This window comes from Actinosynnema sp. CA-299493 (assembly GCF_050946825.1).
Classification (GTDB): Bacteria; Actinomycetota; Actinomycetes; order Mycobacteriales; family Pseudonocardiaceae; genus Actinosynnema.
The window spans coordinates 7296817-7320429 of the sequence record NZ_CP191993.1; the positions used below are offsets into that span (position 1 = coordinate 7296817).

Sequence of the window (23613 nt, forward strand, 5' to 3'; positions counted from 1 at the left end):
AGTGTTCAAGGACCGAGTGGAGTGAGTTCTTCCGCCAAAGCGGACATTCGATCATCCGCCACCGGCACCCGCGACTGGTCGATCGTCACGCCGACCAGGTATTCGCCGGCGCGCAACCGGTAGTAGTAGATCGCGCCCATCTCGACGTCGATCACGAGTCGTTCCATCAGCCCGCCGACGACCGGGCTCACGGCCCGGTTCAGCTTCGTCGTCACCGCGCCGAGCTCCTGCGCGAACCCGTGGTAGAACCGGCGCCGCGCGTCGACCGTGACCTGCTTGAAGAACGGCGCCAGCGACGGGTCGCCGAGGCAGTCGACCATCGCCCGCACCTCGCCGCCGGCGACGTGCGCCACCAGGTGCAGGTCCTGCGCCCGCACCGCCGCCAGGCACGCGGTCAGCGGCCCCTCCCCCGCCGTCACGTGCGCGCCCACCTCCTCCACCACCGGCAGCGGCTTGACGTCCACCGCGCTCTCCCACCCGCCGGGGTTGAGCGAGCCGAGGCTGAGCTGGGCCCGCAGCCGGGTGGCGAGCCCGGCGACGGCCCGGTCCGCCTCGTCCACGGCGGGGTGGCCGAACAGCGGCCCGGCGCCCGAGTGGTCCAGCACCAGGCCGACGACGTGCTCGGTCGGCACGACGGAGTCGCAGAACAGCGCGCCCTCCTCGGTGTGCAGCACGGTGCGGATCAGCCGGCCCGTGCGCACCTCCTGCAACGCCCGGTCCAGCGTGGCGACCTGGAACGTGAGGTGCCTGCCCAGCCGCTTGAGCTCCTCGCGGCGGGTGCCGCCGGGCAGCGCGTCCGGGGTGGGCGGCGGGTCGCCGAGGGCGTCGATGCCGAAGTCGAACACGCCGTTGCTGTAGTGCGCGAGGTAGTGCAGCGCGGGGGTGTCCGCGATCGCCTCGTGGCACGCCTGCCTGGCCAGGTCGAACTCCGGGCCGACGTGCTCGGCCTGCTCCTCGTGCAGCTCCACGCCGCTCCCTCCTGCGCGGTCAGGTGTGCGGGACGTCGACATCGCACTCCCGCCAGTCCTGGTCGGTCGGGTGCGCCGCGAGTCGCAGGTTGTGCGCCGCCGCGGCGGTGTGCGGGTGATCGTGCCCCAGGAACTCCAGGCAGTCGGTGTGCGCCTCGGCGATCAGTTCGGCGGCCCGGTCCGCGTCACCGGCCGCCGCGTGCACCCGTGCCTCGTCGATGGCCGCCGCCAACGTCCACGGGTGCGTGTCGCCGAGCCGTGAGCGCAACGTCCGCGTCGCGTCCTCCACTTGGCTCACCGCGCCGGCCGGGTCGCCCGCCGCGCGCAGCGCCAGCCCGAAGCCCAGCTTGCACAGCGCCACGAACGGGTGGTCCTCGCGCAGGCCGACGTGCTGCCGGAAGCCGTTCAGGGCGGTTCGGGCCAGCTCGACGGCCAGCTCCGGGTCGACGCCGACGCGGCGGTGGTCGGCGGCGAAGCTCAACGCGCAGCCCAGCGTGTACGGGTGGTGCGGGCCGAGGACCTCGCGGTAGTCCCGCAACGCCTTGCCGGTGCGCTCCTTGGCCTCCTTGGCCCGGCCGACCAGGCGCAGCGCGATGGCGCGGTTCCACTGCACGCCGATCTGCACCTGGTTCAGCTCGTGCCGCAGCGCCTGCAACTGCTGCGACGCGTGGAGCAGCGAGTCGAGCGCCTCCGGGTAGCGGCCCAGCTCCCGCTGGTACAGCCCGATCTGCGCGAGGGTCGCCCAGGTCCGCGGGTCGCCCGTGCCGAACAGCCGTCTGCGCCTGCGGTAGTTGTCCTCCTCCAGCGCGAGCGCGCCCGCCGCGTCGCCGGACAGGAACATCGAGGACGCCAGGTTGTTGGCCGCGCTGCGGGTCTCCGGGTGGTCCTCGCCGAGCACCGAGCGCAGACCCTCCCAGGTGGCCTGGTCCTCGGCCAGCGCCTCGGCGAACAGGCCGAGCCCGCGCAGGTCGCCGCCACGGCCGCGGGCCGTGATCAGGGGGCGCGGGTGGGTGAGGTCCAGCGCGCGCCGCTGCCGGGCCAGCGCCAGGTCGTCCAGCCGCAGCGCCTCGGTCGGCTCGCCGAGCACGCGGTGCACGTTGGCCAGCTCGGTGGCCAACCGGTTGCGCAGCGGGTCGGCCGCGCCGAACCGCTCGGTCCACGAGTCCAGCAGCGCCCGACCCGGCTCCAGCGCGGCCCGGCGCACGCCCGCGCCGCCGTCGGTGAACAGGAACCGCACCTGGTTGACCAGCCAGCGGCGCACCTTCGGGTCGTCGCCGGCCAGCGCGCCGGAGGGAATGACGTGCTTCTGCAGCTCGGCGAACCGGGCGTGCCGGGTCGGCGACTCGCCCTCGACCTCGGTCGGCGCCACCGCGGCCAGCGCGCCGAGCACGTCGGCCCGCCGCTGCTCCCGGTCGGTCGGCGACATCCGGTCGCGCAACGCGCGCTGCACCACGCGGTGCATGCGCAGCGAGTACTGGTCGCCCCAGTCGACGCGGTACAGCCCGTACCGCGCGCCGTGCCAGAGCACCCGGTCGATCTCGGCGGCGTCCAGCTCCAGCGGCTCGGCGTCCACGCCGCCCGAGGCGATCACCCTGGCCAGGAACGCGGGCGAGCGCACCAGGCCGAGGTCCGCGCCCTCCGGCGACAGGAACGCGCACAGCTCCGCGACCAGCACCGCCAACCGGCCGGTCGCGTTGTCGCGCAACGTGTCCACCGCGACGTCGACGACCCGCGCCACACCGTCCGGTTCGGACCGGCCGAGGCGTTCGAACAGGGTGCGGGTGGCCCAGGCGGCGGCGTCGGCGTCCCGGGACCCGGCGCCGACCTCGGTCCGCGCCGTCTCGCCCAGCCAGGACGACGTCAGGTCCAGCGCCAGCGGCAGGTGGCCCACGGCCTCCGCGACCCGGCCGGCGTCCTCCGCGGTCAACCCCGGCACGCGGTCCAGCAGCAGGCGGACGCTGTCCTCGGCGCGCATCGGCACCAGCTCGACGGCCTGCCCGTCCGCCGGCCCCGACGTGATCAGCACGTGCCCGGTGGAGCCGGCCGGCACCACGTCGGCGAGCACGTCCGGGTCGTCGGCGTTGTCGTAGACCAGCAGGAACCGCGCGTACGCCGGGTCGTTCGACAGCCGTTCCAGCGCGGACAGCGTGCCGTAGTCGGTCGAGCCCGGCTGGCTCAACCGGACCGCCAGCTCGGCCAGGCCGCTGAGCACCGACTGCCGGTCGTGCGCCGACAGCCACCACACCGCCGCGTAGTCCGACGAGAACCGGTAGGCGTACTCCAGCGCCAACTCGCTCTTGCCGACACCGGGCACGCCGTTCACCGTCACCACCGCGCGCCCGTCGCCGGCCGCCGCGAGCTGGTCGCGCAACGCCTCCAGTGCCTCGTCGCGGCCGACGAAGCCGGGGTGGCGCGGCGGCAGCCCGAACACGCCCGGGTCGCTGCCCGGCGTCCGCATCCCCGGCTCGTGCACCGTGCCGGGCCGGTCGATCAGGCCGAAGTGGCCGAGCAGCCGGGCGCTCAACGTCTCCGGGGTGTGCTCGCGCACGTCCAGCCCGCCGTCCGCGGGACCGTCCTCGGCCAACCGCAGCCGCAGCACGGTCAGCGGCAGGGCCGGCAGCTCCACCGGGCCCAGGTGCGGCGACGACAGGATCAGCACGCCCGGCGGCACGTCGGCCTCGAACCACTCGCGCGCGTCGGACAGCCGGCGCACCCGCGCGCCCGCGCGTTCCAGCTGGCCGCGCGCCCAGTCCGCCCAGGCCCGGTCGCGCGGCGCGTGGACGAGGACCACGCGGTCCGGCTCGGTGGTCGACGTCAGCCCGAACACCCGCCGGTAGCGGGCGCGCAGCACCGGCGACACCGGGACCACCTCGGTGACCGCGCCACCGGTGACCGCCGCGGCCAGCCTGCCGTACTGCGCCTCCAGCGCGCCGCCCGTGCCCGGCTCCTCCACCAGGATCGCCAGCAGCGGGTCGAACGCGTCGAACGGGCGGTAGGGGATCTCGATCGTGCCGCCGTCGGGGACCCGCTTCGCCTGCCCGGCCAGCAGTTCGGCGAACGCGGCGCGGATCGCGGACCGGATGCGCTGCGCCCGCGACTGCTCGTCGGCGTCGTCGAACAACGTCGCCACCGGCACCACGTCGATCCGGATCGGCGCGCGCTTGCGCAACCGGCCGGCGAGGTCCGCCGCGTCGGCGATGGCCCGGGGACGCGGGCGGAAGCACACCACGGCCAGCTCGCACAGCGTCGCGATCAGCGTCAGCGTCTCGTCGCCGGCGCCGGTCGGCGCGTCGATCAGCACCTGGTCGTAGTCGGACTCGGCCAGCCGGGCGCGCAGCTCGGCGATCGCGCCCGCGTCACCGTGCCTGGTCTCGGGCCGCGGCCGGCCCGCCGCGTCGGTCGGCATCGGCGACACCACGTCGATGTGGCCGGGGACCGTGACGTCGCCCGCCGGCGGCGCGAACCGCTCCACGACGGGCGCCGGGTCGTCCTCGTGCGCCGGGTCGGCCCGGTACGCGGTCAGCAGCCCGCGGCCCAACGCGTCCGGCAGGCCGAGGCGGGCCACCAGGAACGGCTCCAGGTACTCGCGCACCCGCGGCACCTCGGAGCCCCAGTCGACGACCAGGACCCGTTGCCCGGCCGCGGCCAACGCCCACGCCAGGTTCGCCACCGCGCTGGTGCGGCCGGTCCCTCCGGTCGCCGACAGGAACGCGGTGACCCCGGTGGGGCCCGGTGTGGTGCGCGGGGTGCTCATCTGCTGCTCCTGAGCGGCGGGGGGACTTGGGAATACCGGTGGCGCGGGCCGCTCGCCCGCGACTCAGCCGCGTTTCACCCGAACGGCAGCAGTCACAAGGAGCTCTCGAAGGCCGCGAACCGGTTGGGCAGCTCCGCGCTGTCCGCGAGGATCCGGTGCAGCGCGGCGCGCAGCGCGGTGTCCGGCAGCTCCGCCAACCGGGCCAGGTCCACACCCGTGACGTCCAGGAGTTCGGACTCCAGGACGGGTTCGGCAGTCATCTCCACCTACCCCCTAACCGCAATGCTGCGGTTACCACCGCAGTCGCCTGATTGCCGGCGAACGCCGGCGGCGCACTTCCCATCGTAGTGAACGACAACGGTCACCGTCGGGAATCCTCCGATTGGCGGAGGTAGTGGGCGGCGCGCTGTGTTTGATTGCTGGTGGGGTCTCGATTGCTTGTGGTGCGGGAATTTTGGGGGGTGGTGGCGGTGAACCCGGGGAATGGGTTGCCGTTCCGCCAGTTCGTGCTCAAGGTGCACGGCAGGTGCAACCTGGCGTGCGACTACTGCTACGTCTACGAGCTGGCCGACCAGCGGTGGCGTGCCCGACCGAGGGCGATGTCGCCGGAGATCGTCGCGCACACCGCCGAACGGGTGGCGGAACACGTGCGCGGGCACGGGTTGGCGGAAGTCGAAGTGGTGTTGCACGGCGGTGAGCCGCTGCTCGCCGGACGGGCCGCGATCGAGTCGCTGATCACGCGGTTCCGCTCGGTCGTGCCGGTGCCGGTGCGGTTCGCCGTGCAGACGAACGCGACATTGCTCGACCGCGAATTCCTGGAGCTGTTCTCCGCGCACGGCGTCCGGGTCGGGGTGAGCGTGGACGGCACGCCGCGGGCGCACGACCGGCACCGGGTGCGGCCGGACGGCAGCGGCAGCTGGGCGGCGGTGCGGGCGGCGTTGGCGGCGATGCGGTCGTTCCCGGCGGTGTACGGCGGTCTGCTGTGCGTGGTGGACGTGGCCGAAGACCCGCTGCGCGTCTACGAGTCGTTGCTGGAGCTCTCGCCTCCCGCGGTGGACTTCCTGCTGCCGCACGGCAACTGGTCGGTGCCGCCGCCGGGCCGTGTCGCGGGCGCGGGCTCGACGCCGTACGCGGAGTGGCTGATCGCCGTGTTCGACGTCTGGTACCCCCGGCCGGTGACGCGCGTGCGGCTGTTCGAGGAGCTGCTGGCGGTGTTGCTGGGCGGGCGTTCCGGGGTGGAGGGGATCGGGTTGAGCCCGTCGGCCCAGGTGGTGGTGGAGACCGACGGCACGATCGAGGCCTCGGACATCCTGGCGTCGTCCTCGCCGGCGGCCTCGGCCACGGGGCTGCACGTGGCGCGCGACCCGTTCGACGCGGCGTTGGAGCTGCCGGACGTGCGCGCCGGGCGGTCGGGGCTGGCCGGGTTGTCGGAGCCGTGCCGGCGGTGCCCGGTGGTGTCGGCGTGCGGCGGCGGGCTGCGGGCGCACCGGTTCCTGGAGGGGGCCGGGTTCGACCGGCCGTCGGTGTACTGCCCGGACCTGGCGCGGCTGATCGGGCACGTGCGGTCGCGCGTGGCGGCGGACCTGGCGGCGTTGGCGTGACGGTCGGACCGTTCCGGGTCACCGCCTCGGACTTCGCCGCCCTCGCGCGGGGCGGGGGTGGTCCGGCGGTGCGCACGCTGCGGCTGGCGCGGCGCAGCCGGACGTTGCTGATGATCAGGTCCATCGCGGCGGACCCGGCGGCGCGGGAGGCGTTCTCGTTGCTGCGGGAGGTGGCGCGGGTGGCGCCGGAGGCGGTGGACCGGGTGCTGGACCACCCGTCGGTCGGCGCGTGGGCGACGCGGACCGCGTTGGCGGCGCGCCGGGGGGCCGGGGCGCGGCCGGCGGAGCTGGCGTTCACGGCGGCCGCGGCGGCGGTGCGGGCTGGTGTGGCGGTGGACCTGGAGTTCCCTCCGGTGGAGGTCTTCTCGCTGCCGTCGTTGGGCGTGGTGGTGGGGCCGGGGCTGGCCTACGAGCCGTTGCCGGAGATCCGCTTGGGCGCGCACTCCCTCCAGGTGGACCTGTGGGCCGGTGGCGGGGTGCCGGACGAGCTGCCGGTGGCGTCGTCGGTCGACCTGCCGCGGTGGCGGGACGCCCTCGGCGCGGCGTGGGACCTGCTGACCCGCGACCACCCGGTGCTCGCCGCGGAGTTCGCCGAGGTCGTGTCGGTGCTGACGCCGATGCCGTCGTCGCCGACGGGCACGAGCAGCGCGACGTTGGCCGACGCGTTCGGGTGCGTGTTCCTGTCGCCGACGCCGGACGCGGAGACGTTGGCCGTGACGCTCGCGCACGAGGCGCAGCACAGCAAGCTGGTGGCGTTGATGGACCTGTTCGCGCTGGTCAAGCCCGGGAGCGAGGCCTTGTTCTACGCGCCGTGGCGGGAGGACCCGCGCCCGGCGGCCGGTCTGCTGCACGGCACCTACGCGCACCTGGGCGTGGCCGGCTTCTGGCGTGCCCGGCCCGGTCCGGCCGCGCGGGTCGAGTACGCGCGCTGGCGTTCGGCCGCGCTGATCGCCGCCGAGGCCCTGCTGGCCGGCGACGAGCTCACGCCGACCGGCGTCCGTTTCGTCACCGAGCTGGCCACCGTCCTGCGCGCCTGGTGCGCCGAATCGCTCCCCCCGGCCGCCGAAGCCGTGGCCGCCGCCGAAGCCGCCGCCCACCAGGCCCGCTGGCAAGCCGCCAACGGCCCCCTCCCCCGACCGTAGAACTCACACGTCGCGCGTGTCCTACCTTCGAAACAGGCGTGTCCTACGTTCAGGACACCCGAGTTGAACGCTCGGGACGTGGCGCGGGCCGGGTGGTGGTGGCCGCAGTCCGGCGACTCGCCGCGCGCGGTCCGCCGGGTTGGCGGGTCCGGCCGCGATACTGCCCGCCATGCTCACCGCCGACGGCCACCTGGTGCACTCCCCGGCGGACCTGGTGGACCTGTTGGAGTGCGACCACCGCGCCCGGCTGTCGCTGGCCCTGGCCACCGGCCTGCCCGGCGCACCCGTGCCGGACGCCCAGCCGAATACCCTCGCCACCCGGCACGGCCACGCGCACGAACAGGCCGTGCTCGCGAAGTTCCGCACTGCGCACGACGTCGTGGAGATCCCCCAGCCCGCGCCGACGCACGCGGGCATCACCCGGGCCGCCGAGCTGACCGCCCGGGCGATGGCGGACCGGGCCCCGGTGATCTACCAGGCCGTCTTCTACGCCGACGGCTTCCACGGCCGCGCCGACTTCCTGGTCGCCACCGACCGGGGCTACGAGCCGCACGACGCCAAGCTCGCCCGGCACGCCACCCCGGCCGCCGTCGTCCAGCTCACCGCCTACGCCAACGCGCTCAAGGACCACGCCGGGCCCGCCATGCACCTGCTGCTCGGCGACGGCGCCACCAAGACGTTCCAGGTCGCCGACTTCCTCCCGCTGGTCCGCGACCTCCAGACCCGCCTCACGGCACGCCTCGCCGCACCCGCCACCCTGCCCGAACGCCTCTGGGACGACGAACGCCCGGCGTGCGCCACCTGCCGCTTCGGCCGGCACTGCGCCACCGGCCGCGAACGGGACCGCGACCTGTCCCTGGTCGCCGGCATCCGCGCCGACCAGCGCCGCAAGCTCGCCGCCGCCGGCCTCGGCACGATCGACGCCCTCGCCAACGCCACCCGCGCCGACCGTCCCGCGACGATGTCCGCCGCCACGTTCACCGGCCTGCGCGCCCAGGCCGCGCTCCAGGTCATCCAGGACGACTCCCGCACCGACGACGACCCGACCGGCAAGGTCGCCTACGAGGTCGTCGCGCCGGAGGCCCTGGCCACGCTGCCCGCGCCCAGCACGGGCGACCTGTTCTTCGACATGGAGGGCGACCCGTTCGCCCTCGACGGCGAGGGCCTGGAGTACCTGTTCGGCGTGGTCGACGGCGACGAGCGCTTCACGCCGTTCTGGGCGCACACCCGGCCGCAGGAGAAGGCGGCGTTCGAGCGGTTCGTCGACCACGCCACCCGGGCGCTGGAAGCCCACCCGGACGCGCACGTCTACCACTACGCGCCGTACGAGGTGAACGCGCTCAAGAAGCTCGCCGCCCTGCACGGCACGCGGGAGGACGCCGTCGACCACCTGCTGCGCTCCGGCGCGCTGGTCGACCTCTACGCCGTCGTGCGCAAGGCCCTGCGCGTGTCCCAGCGGTCGTACTCGATCAAGTACCTGGAACCGCTCTACATGCCGGAGGCACGCGCGGGCGAGGTCACCACGGCCGTTTCCAGCATCGAGGCGTACGAGGAGTTCCTGGCCCTGCGCGACGCCGACCCGGCCCGCGCCGAGGACGTGCTCACCGGCATCGCCGACTACAACACCTACGACTGCGTCTCCACGCTGCGGCTCTACCGGTTCCTGCTGGAGGTGCGCGCGGAGGCGGGCATCGAGCCGCACGTGCCGGAGCCGTCGTTCACCGAGGAGATCGAGGACGAGCTCGCCGCCCAGCGCCGGGCCGAACGCGCCGAACGCCTCGCCGCCGTGGTCGACCCGCTGCTGGCGGGCCTGCCGGACAACCCGGCCGAGGCGACCGACGACGAGCGGGCACGGGCGCTGCTCGCCGCCGCCGTCGGCTACCACCGGCGCGAGACGAACCCGGCGTGGTGGGACTTCTTCCGGCAGATGGCGGCGCCGCTGTCCGAGCTGGAGTCCGACAGCGCGTGCGCGGTGCCGGTGTCGGTGCGGGCGCAGGACTGGGCGATGCCGTCCGGGCGGGTCCGCAAGGCCAAGCGCGAGGTGCGGGTGTGGTGCGACCCGGACCGGCCGCACCCGTTCGCGAAGGGCGACCAGGTCCGGCTGCTCTACCCCGGCAGGCCCGCGAACGTGACCCGGGACGCGGTGGTGCTCGCCGAGTCGGCCGAGGACATGGTGGTGCTGGAGAGCGTCGCGCCCGACGACGTGCACGGCGAGCAGCCCGTCGCGGTGCTGCCCGGCAGCCCGGTCCAGCCGAAGCCGAAGGACGAGGCGGTCTACGAGCTGGCGCGCTCGGTCGTGGACGGGCTGCCGGCGCTCCCGCCGCACCCCGGCATCGACCTGATCCGCCGCACGCCGCCGCGCCTGAGGACCGGCGCGCTGCCCAGGAGCGACGACCTGATCGCCGACGTGATCGCGGCGGTGGACGCGCTGGACGGCTCCACGCTCGCCGTGCAGGGCCCGCCCGGCGCGGGCAAGACCTACCTGGCGGGACGGCTGATCGCGCACCTGATCCGCGGCGGTCGCAGCGTCGGCGTGACGTCCACCAGCCACAAGGCGGTGGAGAACGTGCTGAGCGCGGCCCTGGCGGCGGGCCGCGAGCTCGGCGTGCCGATCCCCGCGGCCAAGCGCGCGAAGGGCGCGCCCGCGAAGGACTGCTCCTGGGAGCAGCCGCGCGACAACCCGGCGCTGGTGCGGTGGCGCGACGACCAGGGCGGCGGGCACCTGGTCGGCGGCACGGCGTGGACGTTCGCCAACGCGGCGTTGCGCGAGCAGCCGTTCGACGTGCTCATCGTGGACGAGGCCGGCCAGTTCGCGCTGGCCGACGCGCTGGCCGTGTCGACGTGCGCGCGCAACCTGGTGCTGCTCGGCGACCCGCAGCAGCTGCCGCAGGTCGTGCAGGGCACGCACCCGGCGGGCGCGGAGGCGTCGGCGCTGGGGCACCTGATCGGCGACGCCGACGTGATCCCGCCCGAGCTGGGCTACTTCCTGGACCAGACGCGGCGGATGCACCCGGCCGTGTGCGCGCCGGTGTCGAACCTGTCCTACGCCGGGCTCCTGCACGCCCACCCCAGCGCCGCCGCGCGCGGGGTCGACGGCGTGCCGTCCGGGGTGTACGTCCACTCGGTGCACCACTCGCACAACACCACGTCGTCCATCGAGGAGGCGGACGCGGTGGTGGGCGTGGTGCGGTCGCTGATGGGTCGGCTGTGGACGGACGGGCCGGACGCGCGGGCGCTGGACGACTCCGACATCGTGGTGGTGGCGCCGTACAACCTCCAGGTGCGCCTGGTGCGGCGCGAGTTGGAGAAGCACGGCTACGAGCACGTGCGGGTCGGCACCGTGGACCGGTTCCAGGGCCAGGAGGCGCCCGTGGTGATCACCACGATGACCTCGTCGGCCGCCGTCGACCTGCCGCGCGGGCTGGACTTCCTGTTGTCCCGCAACCGGTTGAACGTCGCGCTGTCACGGGCGCAGGCCCTGGCGGTCGTGGTGTGCTCGCCGAGGTTGGTGGAGGCGGACATCCGCGGCGTCGACCAGCTCCGCCTGGTCTCGGGGATGATCGGTCTGATGGCCGACGCCGCCCGCTGGGACGTCGACTGAGGCGACGAGAGTGATGAGGTTAGGTCACAATTTTACGGAAAGTAGTTACCGAACCCCCGATCGGGTTGTTACAAAGCCCCCGATATGGTGACGCGGTTCTCCTCAGCCCTTCCCTCAGGAGCCCTCACATGCAGTTCGCCAGAGTCGGTGCCCTGGTCGGTGCCGCTGTCGCCGCCGTCGCCGCGACCGTCTTCGCCGCTGTCCCCGCCTCCGCGCACACCCCCCGGCTCGAGGCTTCGTGCAAGGACGGCACGACCACCCTCACCGTCAAGCTCACGGCTTACGCGCAGAACAAGGCCAACCACGTCAAGGTCACCCTCGACGACGCCGACGAGCTGGAGAACAAGGACTTCGGGGCGAGCTTCGAGGGCAAGTACTCGGCCAGCGGCGACGTCAAGCGGGTGTTCGTCGTCGAGGTGACCGCCGCCGACGACAAGAAGTACTCCTTCAAGGAGACGAAGACCGTCGAGGCGTGCGTCGTCCCCACGACGACCACCACCACGACCACCACGACCACCACCACGGTCGAGACGACGACCGAGGAGACCGAGCCCACGACCACCACCACGGCGGTCGAGGTCACCACCTCGGAGTCCTCGGCGCCCGCCACCTCCACCACGACCACGACCGCCGCGGTCGTGCCGGTGGCCGACACGGGTGACGGCCTGGCCAACACGGGCGCGAGCATCGCGATCCCGCTGGTGATCGGCGTCGTCCTGCTCGGCGGTGGCGCGGCCCTGCTGATCGTGCTGCGCCGGCGCGCGGCGAACAACTAGCACCGACCGCCTCGGCCCCGGTCGCGACCACGCGACCGGGGCCGAGGCGTGTCACGGCAGCACCTGGATCTTGCGCCCCCGCCCCGCCTGGAACCGCGCCAGCGCCGAGGCGTAGTCCGCCAGCGGCAGGCGGTCGCTGATGAACACCTCCGGGTCGAGCACGCCGGTGGCGAACAGGTCGGCCGCGCGCTCGAACGAGTGCAGCACCGCCATCGAGCCGGTGATCGTGATCTCCTGGTTGTAGATGCGGTACGGGTCGATGGTCACCCGCGCCGCGTAGTCGGCCACGCCGAACTGCAGGAACGTGCCGCCCTTCGCGACCCGGCCGAGCCCGTCCTGGATGGCCTTCTCGTTGCCGGTGGCGTCGATGACCACGTCCCACCCGCGCGGCCGGTCGAGCTCGTCGGGCGACGTCGCGGTGGCCGTGACGCCGAGCAGCTCGGCCGTGGCCAGGCGGTCCGGGTTGAGGTCGACCACCTCGATGGACGACGCGCCGGTGAGCTTGCCGAGCTGCAACATCATCAGGCCCATCGTGCCCGAGCCGTAGATCAGCACCCGGCCGGCCATCCGCGCGCGCAGCACGTCGTAACCGCGCACCGCGCACGACAGCGGCTCGATCAGCGCGGCGTCCTCGGTGCGCACGTGGTCGGGCAGCTTCACGCAGTTCGCGACGGGCGCCAGCGCGTACTCGGCCGCGCCGCCACCGGTCGTGACGCCGATCGCGGCCCACCGCTCGCACAGGTTGCCGCGCCCGGACCGGCACATGCGGCACTCGTGGCAGTACAGCGAGGGGTCCACCGCGACCCGGTCGCCGACCGCCAGCTCGGTGACCTCCGAGCCGATCTCGACGATCACGCCCGCGAACTCGTGCCCGGGCACGACCGGCAGCGTCGGCGCGAACTCGCCTTGCAGGATGTGCAGGTCGGTGCCGCACAACCCGCACGCCGCGACGTCCACGACGACCTCGCGCGGGCCCGGCGCCGGGTCCGGCACCTCGGCGACCTCCACCGCGCCGACCCCGGTGATGACGGCTGCTCTCACTTCACGGCTCCCAAGGAGAGGCCCTGGACCAGCTTGTCCTGGGCGGCGAACCCGGCGACGAGCACCGGCAGCGACACCACGACGGCGGCGGCGCACACCTTGGCCAGGAACAAGCCCTGGCTGGTGACGAACCCGGTGAGGTAGACCGGCGCGGTGCCCGCGACCACACCGGTCAGCACGCGGGCGAACAGCAGCTCGTTCCAGCTGAAGATGAAGCAGATCAACGAGGTCGCGGCGATGCCGGGCACGGCGACCGGCGCGACGACCCGGCGCAGCGTGGTGACCAGGCCCGCGCCGTCCAGCGCGGCGGCCTCCAGGATCTCACCGGGCACCTCGGCCAGGAACGACCGCATCAGCCACACCGCGATCGGCAGGTTCATCGACGTGTAGAGCACGACCAGGAACGAGATGTTGTCGAGCATCCCGGTGTGCTGCGCGACCAGGTAGATCGGCAGCAGACCGGCCACGACGGGCAGCATCTTGGTGGACAGGAAGAAGAACAGCACGTCCGACCACTTGTCGACCTTCTTGATCGAGAGCGCGTACGCCGCCGGGATCGCCAGCAGCAGCACGAGCAGGGTCGAGCCGACCGACGCGCTCAGCGAGTTGATCAGCGGCGGCCACGGTTCGGAGTCGAAGAACTCGGCGTAGCCGTCGAACGTGATCGGCGCGGCCGGGGACGGCGGGTTGGTCGCCGCGTCCGACTCGCTGTGCAGCGAGGTCAGGACCATCCACGCCACCGGCGCGAAGAACAACAGGCCCGCGCACCACGCGGCCAGTCCCAGCAACCGCTTCACCCCCGCACCCCCGTCCGACGGGCGGCTCGGCCGCCGTCCTCCCACAGCAGCGACGACACCACGCGCAGCGCGAAGGTGGCGATGATGATCGAACCGACCACCACGACCACGCCGGCGGCGGACGCCTGGCCGTAGTCGTGCGCCTGGTAGAAGGTCTGGTAGATCGTGTACGGCAGGTTGGCCGTGCCGAGGCCGCCGGAGGTGATGGTGAAGACGGCGTCGAAGTTCTGCACGATGTAGATCGAGCCGAGCAGCGCCCCCAGCTCCAGGTACTGCCGCAGGTGCGGCAGCGTGAGGTAGCGGAACACCTGCCAGGCCGTGGCGCCGTCGATGCGCGCGGCCTCGACCGCGTCCTGCGGGCGGCTCTGCAGGCCCGCCAGCAGGATCAGCATCATGAACGGCGTCCACTGCCACACCAGCGACGCCTCGACCGCGAGCAGCGGCATGCCGCTGATCCACTCCGGCTGCGGCGCGCCGGCGCCGAACAACCACGTCAGCACCCCGTTGAACAGGCCGTACTCCGGGTTGTAGAGCGCGTGCTTCCACAGCAGCGCGGCGGCGACCGGCACCACCAGGAACGGCGCGATGAGCATCGTGCGCACGAGACCGCGCCCGGCGAACCGCCGGTCGAGCAGGAGGGCCAGCCCCAGCCCCAGGACCAGGCAGACCAGCACCACGGTCACGGTCAGCAGGACCGTGACGCCGATCGCGCCGCGCAGGTCCGGGTCGGTGACCACGGCGGTGTAGTTGTCCAGGCCGGCGAACCCGCGGTCGGCCGGGTCCAGCGAGTTCCACCGCATCAGCGAGATCACCAGCGTGGCCACGAACGGCAGCTGGGTGACCACGATCGTGAAGACCAGGGCGGGCAGGAGCGGTGCGCGCCGTGCCCAGCGCGCCGCCGCCGCGGGCCGAGCCCTCCGTGCCGGTGGCGGCGGCCGGTCCAGGACCGGGGCCTCCCGCACCGCGGTCACCGGGCCCTCCCGATGGGGGTGGGGTTGCCCATCACTTCCCCCGGTGCTTCGCGGCGACGACCTCGGCCAGGGCCTGGCTCTCCTCCAGCGCGGCGTCCACGGTGGTCGAGCCCGCGATGGCGGCGCTGATCCTCTGCGACACCTGCGTGCCCAGGTCGGTGAACTCGGGGATGCCGACGAACTGGATGCCGCTCGCGGGCCGCTCCTGCACGCCCGGGTCGGTGGGCCTGGCGCCCGCGATGGCCGCCTCCGCCTGCTTGGCGAACGCGCCGCCCGCGGCCAGGTACTCCGGCCGCTGGTAGGTCGACTTCCGCTTGCCGTCCGGCAGCTTGGACCAGCCCAGCGTCTTGCCGACCAGCTCCTCGTAACCCTTGCCGGACGCCCACGAGACGAACTTCCACGCGTCGTCGGCCTTCTTGCTCGCCTTCTGGACGCCGAACGCCCACGTGTACAGCCACGCCGAGGACTCGGTCTTGACCACCGGGGCCTGGGCGAAGCCCAGCTTGCCCTTCACCGGCGAGTCGTCGGCCTCCAGCAGGCCGGCGGCGACCGTGGCGTCGTACCACATAGCGACCTTGCCCTGGGTCATGTTGTTCAGGCACTCGGCGAACCCGGCCTGCGGCGCGCCCGCCTCGCCGTGCGCGCGGACCAGGTCGACGTAGAACTTCGTGGCCTCCTTGAACTCCGGCGCGTCGAGCCGCGCCTGCCAGTCCTTGGTGAACCACGTGCCGCCGAACGTGTTGACCACGGTGGTCAGCGGCGCCATCAGCTGGCCCCAGCCGGGCTGGCCGCGCAGGCAGATGCCCTTCATGCCGGGCTGCGCGCCGTCGACCTGGGCGGCGATCTCGGCGACCTGCTGCCACGTCGGCCTCTCGGGCATGGTCAGGTTCTTCGCGTCCAGCACGTCCTTGCGGTACATGAGGAACGACGACTCGCCGTAGAAGGGCTGGGCGTACACCTTGCCGTCGGCGGCGGTCAGGGACTGGCGGATCGGTTCGAGGACGTCGTCCTGGTCGAAGCCGGCGTCCTCGGCGACGTAGTCGTCCAGCGGGGTGAGCCAGCCGTTCCCGGCGTAGATCGGCGTCTCGTAGTTGCTGATCGTGGCCACGTCGTACTGGCCGGCCTGGCTGGAGAAGTCCTGGCTGATCTTGTCGCGGACGTCGTTCTCGGGCAGCACGGTGAAGTTGACCGTGATGCCGGTGTCCTTGGTGAAGTGGTCCGCGGTGAGCTCTCGCAGGTCCTGCATCTGCGGGTTGTTCACCATCAGGACGTTGATCGAGTTCTCGGCGCCGCCACCCCCGCCGCCCGCGCCGGCGCACGCGGTCGTGGCCAGGAGCACCGCGGCCACCAGGCCGCCGCACCGCAATGACTTCATCGTCTTGCCCTCCTTCGGGCGAGCGGAACCAGGCCCCTGGTGCTCCGGGGCCACCTCGTGGGTCGGGTCAGGCCCGGACGACCTTCGGTCCGAGCAGGGCGTAGCGGTGGGCCTCGCCGGCGGGCAGCGCGGAGTCCGTGACGACCGCCTCCAGGTCGGCGACGCCGCCGAACCGGTGGAAGCTCGACACGCCGAACTTCGTGTGCACGCCGACGAAGATCCGCCGGCGGGCCGAGGCCAGGGCCTGCGCCTTGACCGCGCCCACCGCCGGGTCCGGCGTGGTGAGGCCGTGCTCGCGGGAGATGCCGTTCGCGCCGATGTAGGCGAGGTCGATCACCATCTCCGAGAGCATCCGCGTGGCCCAGTGGTCGACGGTCGCCAGCGTCCGGCCGCGCACCCGGCCGCCGAGCAGCAGCACGGTCGCGGACGGCACTTCCGACAGCACGGCGGCGGTGGGCAGGGACGCGGTGATCACCGTCAGCGGCCGGCCGGTGGGCAGGGCCTCGGCGACGAGCTGGGGTGTGTAGCCCTCGTCGACGAACACCGTCTCGGCGTCACCGAGCCGGTCCGCGGCGGCCCGGGCGATGCGCCGCTTCTCCGGCACCATGGACGCGGACCGGAACTTCAGGCCCGTCTCGTACCCGGCGCTCTCCACCGGGAACGCGCCGCCGTGCGTGCGGCGGACCAGGCCGTGCTCGTCGAGCAGGCGCAGGTCGCGTCGCACGGTCTCCTGCGCGACCTCCAGCTCGGCCGCGATCTCGGCCACGTCGACCCGGCCGTCCGCCCGTGCCCTGGCCAGGATGCGGCGCTTGCGCTCGTCCGCCCGCACGACACCTCCCTGCCCGGTCGGACCGTCACCGCCCGTTCGGGCCGTGCTTAAGGTCTAACACCGCCGGAATGGTGTGGCCAGCGCCACAGCCAGGTGAACGCTGCCCGGGTTCCGCCCGCTTCGCCTGACCGAACACACACGAACGAGTGAATCCGTGCCCGAACGCACCCACCACCCTGCCCGTTCACACCCCATCACCCACGACAAGGCCCCCGAGTCCACCCGACCCGGGGGCCACCCCACTCGCGAGTCCTACGTTCAGAACACGCGTGTCCTACGTTCGGAACGACCGTGTCCTACGTCCGCGTACCCCGAGTTGACCGCTCAGGACGGACCGCTCAGGCGTTCACGCTGGTCAGGGCCGGGTAGTCGATGTAGCCCTGCTCCGCGCCGCCGAAGAACGTCGACTGGTCGGGCGTGTTGAACGGACCGCCGTTCGCCAGGCGGGCGGGCAGGTCCGGGTTGGCCAGGAACAGCGCGCCGAAGCTCACCGCGTCCGCGACGCCGTCGTCCAGCAAAGACAGGTGGTCCGGACCGGTCACGCCGTCCGGCGTGTGCGGGTTGAGGATCAGGACGCCGGAGAAGCGCTTGCGCAGGTCCAGCGTCAACGCCCGGTCGCCGGTCTCGCCGATGTGCAGGTAGGCCAGGCCGACCGGGTCGATCGCGTCGACCAGGGCCGGGTACAGCTCGGCGGTCGTCTCCTCGGCGATGTCGTTGTACCGGTTGAAGGGCGAGATCCGCAGGCCGACGCGGTCACCGCCGATCGCCTCGACCGTGGCGCGCACGACCTCGACGGTGAACCGGATGCGGTTCTCCACCGAGCCGCCCCACTCGTCGTCGCGCAGGTTGGTGTTGTCGGCCAGGAACTGGTGCAGCAGGTAGCCGTTGGCGCCGTGCAGCTCGATCCCGTCGAACCCGGCGTCGACCGCCCGGCGCGCGGCGGCGGCGAAGTCGGCGATGGTCGCCTCGATGTCGGCGGGGCTCAGCTCGACCGGCGTGACGAGCTCGGTCATCCCCTCGCCGGTGTACAGCTGGCCCGCCGCGCGCACCGGTGACGCGCCGACGGGGTGCAGGTCGCCGGGCAGCAGGCTCGGGTGGCCGATCCGACCGGAGTGCATGAGCTGCGCGAAGATCCGCCCGCCCGCCTCGTGCACCGCGTCCGTGACGACGCGCCAGCCCGCGACCTGCTCGTCGGTGTGCAACCCCGGCGTGTGCGGGTAGCCCTGGCCGACCGCGGACGGCTGGATGCCCTCGGTGATGATCAGCCCGGCACTGGCCCGTTGGGCGTAGTACTCGGCCATCACGGGCGTCGGCACCGTGTCGTACGCGCGGCTGCGGGTCATCGGCGACATCACGATCCGGTTGGCCAACGTGGTGCCGGCGAGGTCGAGCGGCTCGAACGCGGTGCTCATGTCTTCCTCCAGATTGCTGTTTACCTGTTCGAACAGCTAACAACACGGAGTACATTCCGATCTTCCGCTGTGACCGCGCTCACGATCCCCGGCGGCTAGAATCGAGACATGGCCCCGACCGGACAAAATCCCACGTCAGCGCCCCCGCTTCAGATCGACCAGGACGGCCGCGTCAGCCACGCGATCTTCCGCGTCGCCCGTCTGCACCGCATGCTCGCCGGACAGCTGCTCAGGCAGGCGGGCCTGCACCCAGGCCAGGAGATGGTGATGATGCGCCTCTGGGACCGCGGCCCGCAGCGGCAGGCCGACCTGTGCGGCGAGCTGGGCGCGGACTCACCGACGATGACCAGGACCGTGCAGCGGCTGGAACGCGCGGGCTTCGTGCGCCGCTCGCCCGACCCGACCGACGGCCGCGCCGTGCTCGTCGAGCCGACCGCCGCCAGCCAGGCGCTGCGGCACCAGGTCGAGCGCATGTGGCGCGAGCTGGAGGAGGCCACCCTCGGCGACCTGGACGAAGACCAGCAGGCCGAGACCCTGAGGGTGCTCGGCCTGCTGGAGTGCAACCTGGCGGTCCGGGCGAACAAGCCCGTCGGTCGGCTCAGCGACCAGGCCTGATCCAGGCCGCGGTGTCCGGCGGCACGGCGCCGTCCACGAGAGGGCCGCTGGTCAGCAGCACGGCGTCGTGCGCGGGCAGCGCGACCGGTTCGGCGGACAGGTTGAGCACGCACGCGAAGTCGTCGCCGCGGCTGAACGCGACCACGCCCGGCCCGAGGTCGAGCCACCGCATCGGCCCGTCCCCCAGCGACGGCTCCGACCGCCGCAGCGCCAGCACGGCGCGGTAGTGCGCGAGCATCGAGTCGGGCACGCCGGTCTGCGCGGCCACCGACAGCGACCGCCAGCGCTGCGGCCGGGGCAGCCACGACGGGCCGTCGTCACCCCACGGGATCGGCACCCGGCACCCGTCACGGCCGCGGTCGGTGTGCCCGGAACGCACCCACACCGGGTCCTCGCGCAGCTCGTCGGGCAGGTCGTCCACCTCTTCGAGCCCCAGCTCCTCCCCCTGGTAGACGTAGACGCAGCCGGGCAGCGCGGTGGTCAGCATGATCGCCGCACGCGCGCGCTTCGTGCCCAGCTCCAGGTCCGTCGGCGTCAGGTGCTGCCGCCGGCCGAAGTCGAACGACGAGTCCTCCCGCCCCATCCGCGACACGTGCCGCGTCACGTCGTGGTTGGACAGCACCCAGGTCGGCGGCGCGCCGACCGGCGCGTGCGCGGCGAGCGTGCCGTCGATGACCCGCCGCAGCTCGCCGGGCTCCCACGGGCAGCACAGGAAGTCGAAGTTGAACGCCGAGTGCAGCTCGTCCGCGCGCAGGTAGCGGGCGAACCGCTCCGGGTCGGGCAACCACATCTCGCCGACGAACACCCGCTCGTCCGGGTACTCGTCGAGCACCTTCCGCCACGAGCGGTAGATGTCGTGCACGCCGTCCTGGTCGGAGTACGGCAGCTCGGCGTCCGGCCTGGAGAAGTCCTTGACCAGGCCGTCGGCGACGTCGATGCGGAACCCGTCGACGCCCCGGTCCAGCCAGAACCGCAGGATCGACTCGAACTCGGCCCGCACCTCCGGGTTGGTCCAGTTCAGGTCCGGCTGCTCCGGGCTGTACAGGTGCAGGTACCACGACCCGTCCGGCGCCTGGCTCCACGCCGGTCCGCCGAACCGCGACCGCCAGTCGTTCGGCGGCTCGTCGCCCTCGTGGAACCAGAACCGGTCCCGCCCCTCGCCCGCCAACGCCTCCTGGAACCAGGGGTGCCGGTCGGAGCAGTGGTTGGGCACGATGTCGATGATCACCCGCAGGCCGACCGCGTGCGCCTCGCCGATCAGCTTCTCCGCCTCGACGAGCGTGCCGAACACCGGCTCGATGTCGCGGTAGTCGGCGACGTCGTAGCCGCCGTCCGCCAACGGCGACGGGTACCAGGGGCTGAGCCAGATCGCGTCCACACCCAACTCGGCGAGGTACGGGAGCTTCTGGCGCAGACCCGCCAGATCCCCGATCCCGTCGCCGTTGCCGTCGGCGAAGCTGCGCGGGTACACCTGGTAGATGGCCGCACCGCGCCACCAGTTCATGTGGATTCCTCCCTCGGTGATGTGTTCAGCCCTTCACGCCGCCGGCGGTGAGACCCGCCAGGACGTGCCGCTGGAACACCAGGAACAGGCCGATCATCGGCACGCTGGACAGCACCAGGCCGGCCAGCAGCAGGTTGACCGGGGTGTCGGGGGCGAAGCGCTGCAACGCGACGCTGAGCGTCTGCCGCGCCGGGTCGGAGAACACCAGCAGCGGCCAGATGAAGTCCTTCCACGCGGCCACCACCGCGAAGATGGACACGACCGCCAGGATCGGCCGGGACAGCGGCAGCACGATCCGCCACAGCATGGTGAACTGGCCGGCGCCGTCGATCCGCGCCGCCTCCAGCACCTCCGCGGGCAGCTGGTCGAAGAACCGCTTGAGCAGGAACACGGTGAACGCGTTGGCCGCGCCCAACAGCCACAGCGCCAACGGGTTGTTGAGCAGCCCGAGGTCGGCGATCGTCAGGTAGGTCGGCACCAGCAGCACGGCGGCGGGCATCATCAGGGTCAGCAGCATCATGCCGAGGATCCCCTTGCCCAGCACGGGTTTGAGCCGCGACAGCGCGTACGCCGCGGGCACGTCGACCGCGAGCTGCACCGCCCACACGCCCACCGCGACGACGATCGTGTTGAGGAAGTACCGGCCGAGGTCCATCAGCTCCCACGCCTCGACGTACGTGCCGGGCAGCCACGTCCGCGGCAGGATCGTCGGCGGCACCCGGGCCAGCTCCACGGCCGGTTTCATGGCCGAGAGCACGACCCACACCAGCGGCACCACGAAGATCGCGGTGAGGACGACGGTGGTGACCGCCAGCGCGACCTTGTAGCCGACCCCGGCCCGTCCCGGCGCGATCAACGTCCTCACGCGTCCGCCTTCCGCGTCACCCGCAGGTACAGCGCGGTGAACGCGCCGAGCACCAGCAGCAGCAACAGGCTCAGGGCACTCGCCGTGCCGAAGTCGTTGTAGTAGAAGGCGTACCGGTACAGCAGGAGCAGCACGGTGACCGTGGAGTCCTCCGGCCCGCCGCCGGTCATCACGTACGGCTCGGTGAACACCTGCATCGTCGCCACGACCTGCAACAGCAGCAGCACCAGCAGCACGAACCGGGTCTGCGGCACCGTGACGTGCCACAGCCTGCGCAGCACGCCCGCGCCGTCCAGCTCGGCCGCCTCGTACAGGTCGCCGGGGATGCTCTGCAGCGCGGCCAGGTAGATCAGCGTGGCGGTGCCCAGGTTCGCCCAGGTCGCCACCACCACCAGGGACAGCATCGAGGTGTCGGCGCTGTCCAGCCACGCCGCACCTTCCAGCCCGAGCCCGCGCAGCGCGGAGTTGAGCAGGCCCGGGCCGGGGTCGTACAGCCACTTCCAGATCAACGCGGCCACCACCGGCGGCAGCATCACGGGCAGGTACACGATGAGCCGGAAGTACCCCTTGAAGTGCCGCAGCTCGTTGAGCACGACCGCGAGCAGGAACGGCACCACGAAGCCGAACACCAGCGCCAGCGCGGTGAACAGCAGGGTGTTGCGCCACGCCGTGGCGAACAGGGGGTCGGCGAAGAGGCGCTCGAAGTTCTCCCAGCCGACCCACGTGGGCTCGGTGACGAAGTCGACCTGCTGGAAGCCGAGCACCGCCCCACGCGCGATGGGGTACCAGGAGAACACCGCGAAGCAGATCAGCGCGGCGGACAGGAACCCGTACGCGGTCAGGTTCTCCGCGACGCGGCGACGCATCACTTGACCTGGGCCAGGACGGGGTTCACCTTGGCTTCCGCGTCGGCCAGGAGCTGACTGACGTCCGCGTCGCGGTTGGTGAGCACGGCCTGCATGACGTTGTCGAGGATCGCGTACACCTGCTGGGCGTTCGGCGGCTCGATCCGGCCCTTGGGCGTGGCGTCGACGTAGGACTTGAAGTTCGCCACCGGCACGGTCGCCAGGCTCTCCTTGAGCTGGGCCTGCTTGGCGGCGATGTCACCGGTCCAGACGTCGGCGACCGGCGGCACGGGCAGGCCGATCGGCTGACCCTGGTCCTTGTACCGCTGGAGGTTCTTCTCGAACCGGTCCGGGTTGAGGAACTTCCACTGGACCCACTTCAGGCCGGCCTTGATCTTCTCCGGCGTCGCCTTCGGGTTGAGCATGTAGCCCTCGCCGCCGATGAGCGTGCCCTCGCCGTCCGGGATGCCGGTCAGGCCGTAGTTCGCGTAGTCGCCCTTGAACTGGTTGACCAGGGTGGGCACGTTGTCCGGCGCGGCCAGGTACATGCCGAGCTGGCCCGCGCCCATCATCTGCTGGACGTCCTCGATGACGAGCAGCTGCTTCTCGCCCATCGTGTTGTCGGCCCAGCGCATGTCCTTGAGGTGCTGGAGGGCTTCGCGGCCCTTGTCGTTGTTGAAGTCGGCGACCCACTTGTCGCCGTCCTGGCGGGCGACCTGGCCGCCGACGGAGTACATCCACGCGGTGAAGTGCCAGCCGCCCTGGTTGTTCTTGCTGTACTCGGCGAAGCCGACCTTGCCGTCACCGAGCGCGGTGATCTTCTTGGCGGCCTCGCGGACCTCGTCCCACGTCTTCGGCGGCTGGTCGGGGTTCAGGCCCGCCTGGGTGAACAGCGCGCGGTTGTAGAGCAGGCCCATCGAGTAGTTGGCGGTGGGGACGCCGTAGACCTTGCCGTCCTTGCTGAAGACGTCGCGCAGCTCCTGCCGGATGGCGTCGTAGTGCGGGACGTCCTTGACGTAGTCGGTGATGTCCGCGGCCTGCTTGCGCGCGATGAGGTTCGCCGGGTCCGTGAAGTAGGCGTAGAAGACGTCCTCGAGCTGGCCGCCGGCCAGCTTCGCGGAGAACGTCTTGGGGTCCATGAACCCTTCGTGCGGCTCGATGTCGATGTCCGGGTTGGCGGCCTCGAACTCGGCCACGTCCTCGTCGAAGACCTTGCGGTCGAACGGCTGGGTCTGCGGCGGCTGGCCGTTGACCGAGATCGTGACCTTGCCGCCGGCGGCGCCACCGGTCTCGTCGGCTTGCGAGCACGCGACGGCGGTGAGGCTCAGGCTGCCTGCCAGCAGCAACCCCGCCGCTCTGCGGAGGCTGGATGAGTTCATGGGGGCGGACCCTCCTCGGGTGTGGTGTGGCGCACACGGTAAGTCGCCCCAACACTCCGCCGCAAGATGTCTACGAAAACTCGCAACTTCCCGACATCAACTCGTAAGCACTCCACCCGCACCTCCAAACCCGCGAGA

18 protein-coding genes are annotated in these 23613 nt (G+C 72.4%); 5 read left to right on the plus strand and 13 right to left on the minus strand.

All coding sequences use genetic code 11. The features are described 5' to 3' along the window. Positions 1-5: 5 nt before the first annotated feature. The 3 genes from ACQPYE_RS30655 to fxsA form a co-directional block, all read right to left on the minus strand. Complete coding sequence (locus tag ACQPYE_RS30655; RefSeq protein WP_498716369.1) at positions 6-968, minus strand: hypothetical protein; 963 nt, start codon at positions 966-968, stop codon at positions 6-8. Positions 969-987: 19 nt separating this feature from the next. Beyond that, positions 988-4722, minus strand: coding sequence for an FxSxx-COOH system tetratricopeptide repeat protein (gene fxsT / locus ACQPYE_RS30660; RefSeq protein ID WP_498716370.1), 3735 nt, complete (start codon positions 4720-4722; stop codon positions 988-990). Between the two features lie 92 nt (positions 4723-4814). Next, positions 4815-4982: an FxSxx-COOH cyclophane-containing RiPP peptide gene (gene fxsA, locus ACQPYE_RS30665; RefSeq protein WP_498716372.1), complete on the minus strand. Its 168-nt coding sequence runs from the start codon at positions 4980-4982 to the stop codon at positions 4815-4817. A 210-nt stretch (positions 4983-5192) separates the two neighbouring features. Between fxsA and ACQPYE_RS30670 the strand changes: the two genes are divergently transcribed. The 4 genes from ACQPYE_RS30670 to ACQPYE_RS30685 all read left to right on the plus strand — a co-directional run bounded on the left by ACQPYE_RS30670 (position 5193) and on the right by ACQPYE_RS30685 (position 11842). Next, positions 5193-6323 carry an FxsB family cyclophane-forming radical SAM/SPASM peptide maturase gene (locus ACQPYE_RS30670; RefSeq protein WP_498716374.1) on the plus strand — a complete coding sequence of 377 codons (1131 nt, stop codon included), beginning with the start codon at positions 5193-5195 and terminating at the stop codon, positions 6321-6323. After that, a complete protein-coding gene (locus ACQPYE_RS30675) occupies positions 6320-7465 on the plus strand; it encodes an aKG-HExxH-type peptide beta-hydroxylase (RefSeq protein ID WP_498716375.1) in 1146 nt (381 codons plus the stop codon). The genes ACQPYE_RS30670 and ACQPYE_RS30675 overlap by 4 nt, the downstream gene beginning before the upstream one ends. A 169-nt stretch (positions 7466-7634) precedes the next feature. Next, positions 7635-11066: a TM0106 family RecB-like putative nuclease gene (locus ACQPYE_RS30680; protein ID WP_498716377.1), complete on the plus strand. Its 3432-nt coding sequence runs from the start codon at positions 7635-7637 to the stop codon at positions 11064-11066. 128 nt (positions 11067-11194) lie between these two features. Then, positions 11195-11842, plus strand: a complete 648-nt coding sequence (locus tag ACQPYE_RS30685) for a hypothetical protein (protein WP_498716381.1) — start codon at positions 11195-11197, stop codon at positions 11840-11842. 51 nt (positions 11843-11893) lie between these two features. Here ACQPYE_RS30685 and ACQPYE_RS30690 read toward each other — a convergent pair whose 3' ends face one another. From ACQPYE_RS30690 to ACQPYE_RS30715, 6 genes are all read right to left on the minus strand, one after another. Continuing rightward, entirely contained in the window at positions 11894-12883 is a 990-nt protein-coding gene (locus ACQPYE_RS30690; protein ID WP_498716384.1) for a zinc-dependent alcohol dehydrogenase family protein, read from the minus strand. Next, a complete protein-coding gene (locus tag ACQPYE_RS30695) occupies positions 12880-13680 on the minus strand; it encodes a carbohydrate ABC transporter permease (protein WP_498716385.1) in 801 nt (266 codons plus the stop codon). Before ACQPYE_RS30695 ends, ACQPYE_RS30690 begins: the two co-directional genes overlap by 4 nt. Next, positions 13677-14651 carry a carbohydrate ABC transporter permease gene (locus ACQPYE_RS30700; RefSeq protein ID WP_498716387.1) on the minus strand — a complete coding sequence of 325 codons (975 nt, stop codon included), beginning with the start codon at positions 14649-14651 and terminating at the stop codon, positions 13677-13679. The genes ACQPYE_RS30695 and ACQPYE_RS30700 overlap by 4 nt, the downstream gene beginning before the upstream one ends. A 31-nt stretch (positions 14652-14682) precedes the next feature. Further along, a complete protein-coding gene (locus ACQPYE_RS30705) occupies positions 14683-16026 on the minus strand; it encodes an ABC transporter substrate-binding protein (RefSeq protein WP_498716389.1) in 1344 nt (447 codons plus the stop codon). 67 nt (positions 16027-16093) lie between these two features. Continuing rightward, complete coding sequence (locus ACQPYE_RS30710; RefSeq protein WP_498716390.1) at positions 16094-16855, minus strand: DeoR/GlpR family DNA-binding transcription regulator; 762 nt, start codon at positions 16853-16855, stop codon at positions 16094-16096. 338 nt (positions 16856-17193) lie between these two features. Next, positions 17194-18267 carry an alkene reductase gene (locus tag ACQPYE_RS30715; protein ID WP_498716392.1) on the minus strand — a complete coding sequence of 358 codons (1074 nt, stop codon included), beginning with the start codon at positions 18265-18267 and terminating at the stop codon, positions 17194-17196. Between the two features lie 210 nt (positions 18268-18477). On the opposite strand from ACQPYE_RS30715, the gene ACQPYE_RS30720 reads away from it, so the two are divergent. Further along, a complete protein-coding gene (locus ACQPYE_RS30720; protein ID WP_498716393.1) occupies positions 18478-18882 on the plus strand; it encodes a MarR family winged helix-turn-helix transcriptional regulator in 405 nt (134 codons plus the stop codon). On the opposite strand, the gene ACQPYE_RS30725 is transcribed toward ACQPYE_RS30720, so the two are convergent. Genes ACQPYE_RS30725 through ACQPYE_RS30740 form a run of 4 tightly spaced genes read right to left on the minus strand, consistent with a single transcriptional unit; the run spans position 18866 to position 23475 of the window. Continuing rightward, complete coding sequence (locus ACQPYE_RS30725) at positions 18866-20386, minus strand: glycoside hydrolase family 13 protein (RefSeq protein WP_498716395.1); 1521 nt, start codon at positions 20384-20386, stop codon at positions 18866-18868. The two genes, ACQPYE_RS30720 and ACQPYE_RS30725, sit on opposite strands and share 17 nt — an antisense overlap. A 25-nt stretch (positions 20387-20411) precedes the next feature. Continuing rightward, positions 20412-21251, minus strand: coding sequence for a carbohydrate ABC transporter permease (locus tag ACQPYE_RS30730; protein WP_498716396.1), 840 nt, complete (start codon positions 21249-21251; stop codon positions 20412-20414). Further along, positions 21248-22117 carry a carbohydrate ABC transporter permease gene (locus tag ACQPYE_RS30735; RefSeq protein WP_498716397.1) on the minus strand — a complete coding sequence of 290 codons (870 nt, stop codon included), beginning with the start codon at positions 22115-22117 and terminating at the stop codon, positions 21248-21250. Before ACQPYE_RS30735 ends, ACQPYE_RS30730 begins: the two co-directional genes overlap by 4 nt. Next, positions 22117-23475 (minus strand): ABC transporter substrate-binding protein, encoded by a 1359-nt coding sequence (locus ACQPYE_RS30740; RefSeq protein ID WP_498716399.1) that lies wholly within the window; start codon positions 23473-23475, stop codon positions 22117-22119. Before ACQPYE_RS30740 ends, ACQPYE_RS30735 begins: the two co-directional genes overlap by 1 nt. Positions 23476-23613 lie beyond the last annotated feature (138 nt).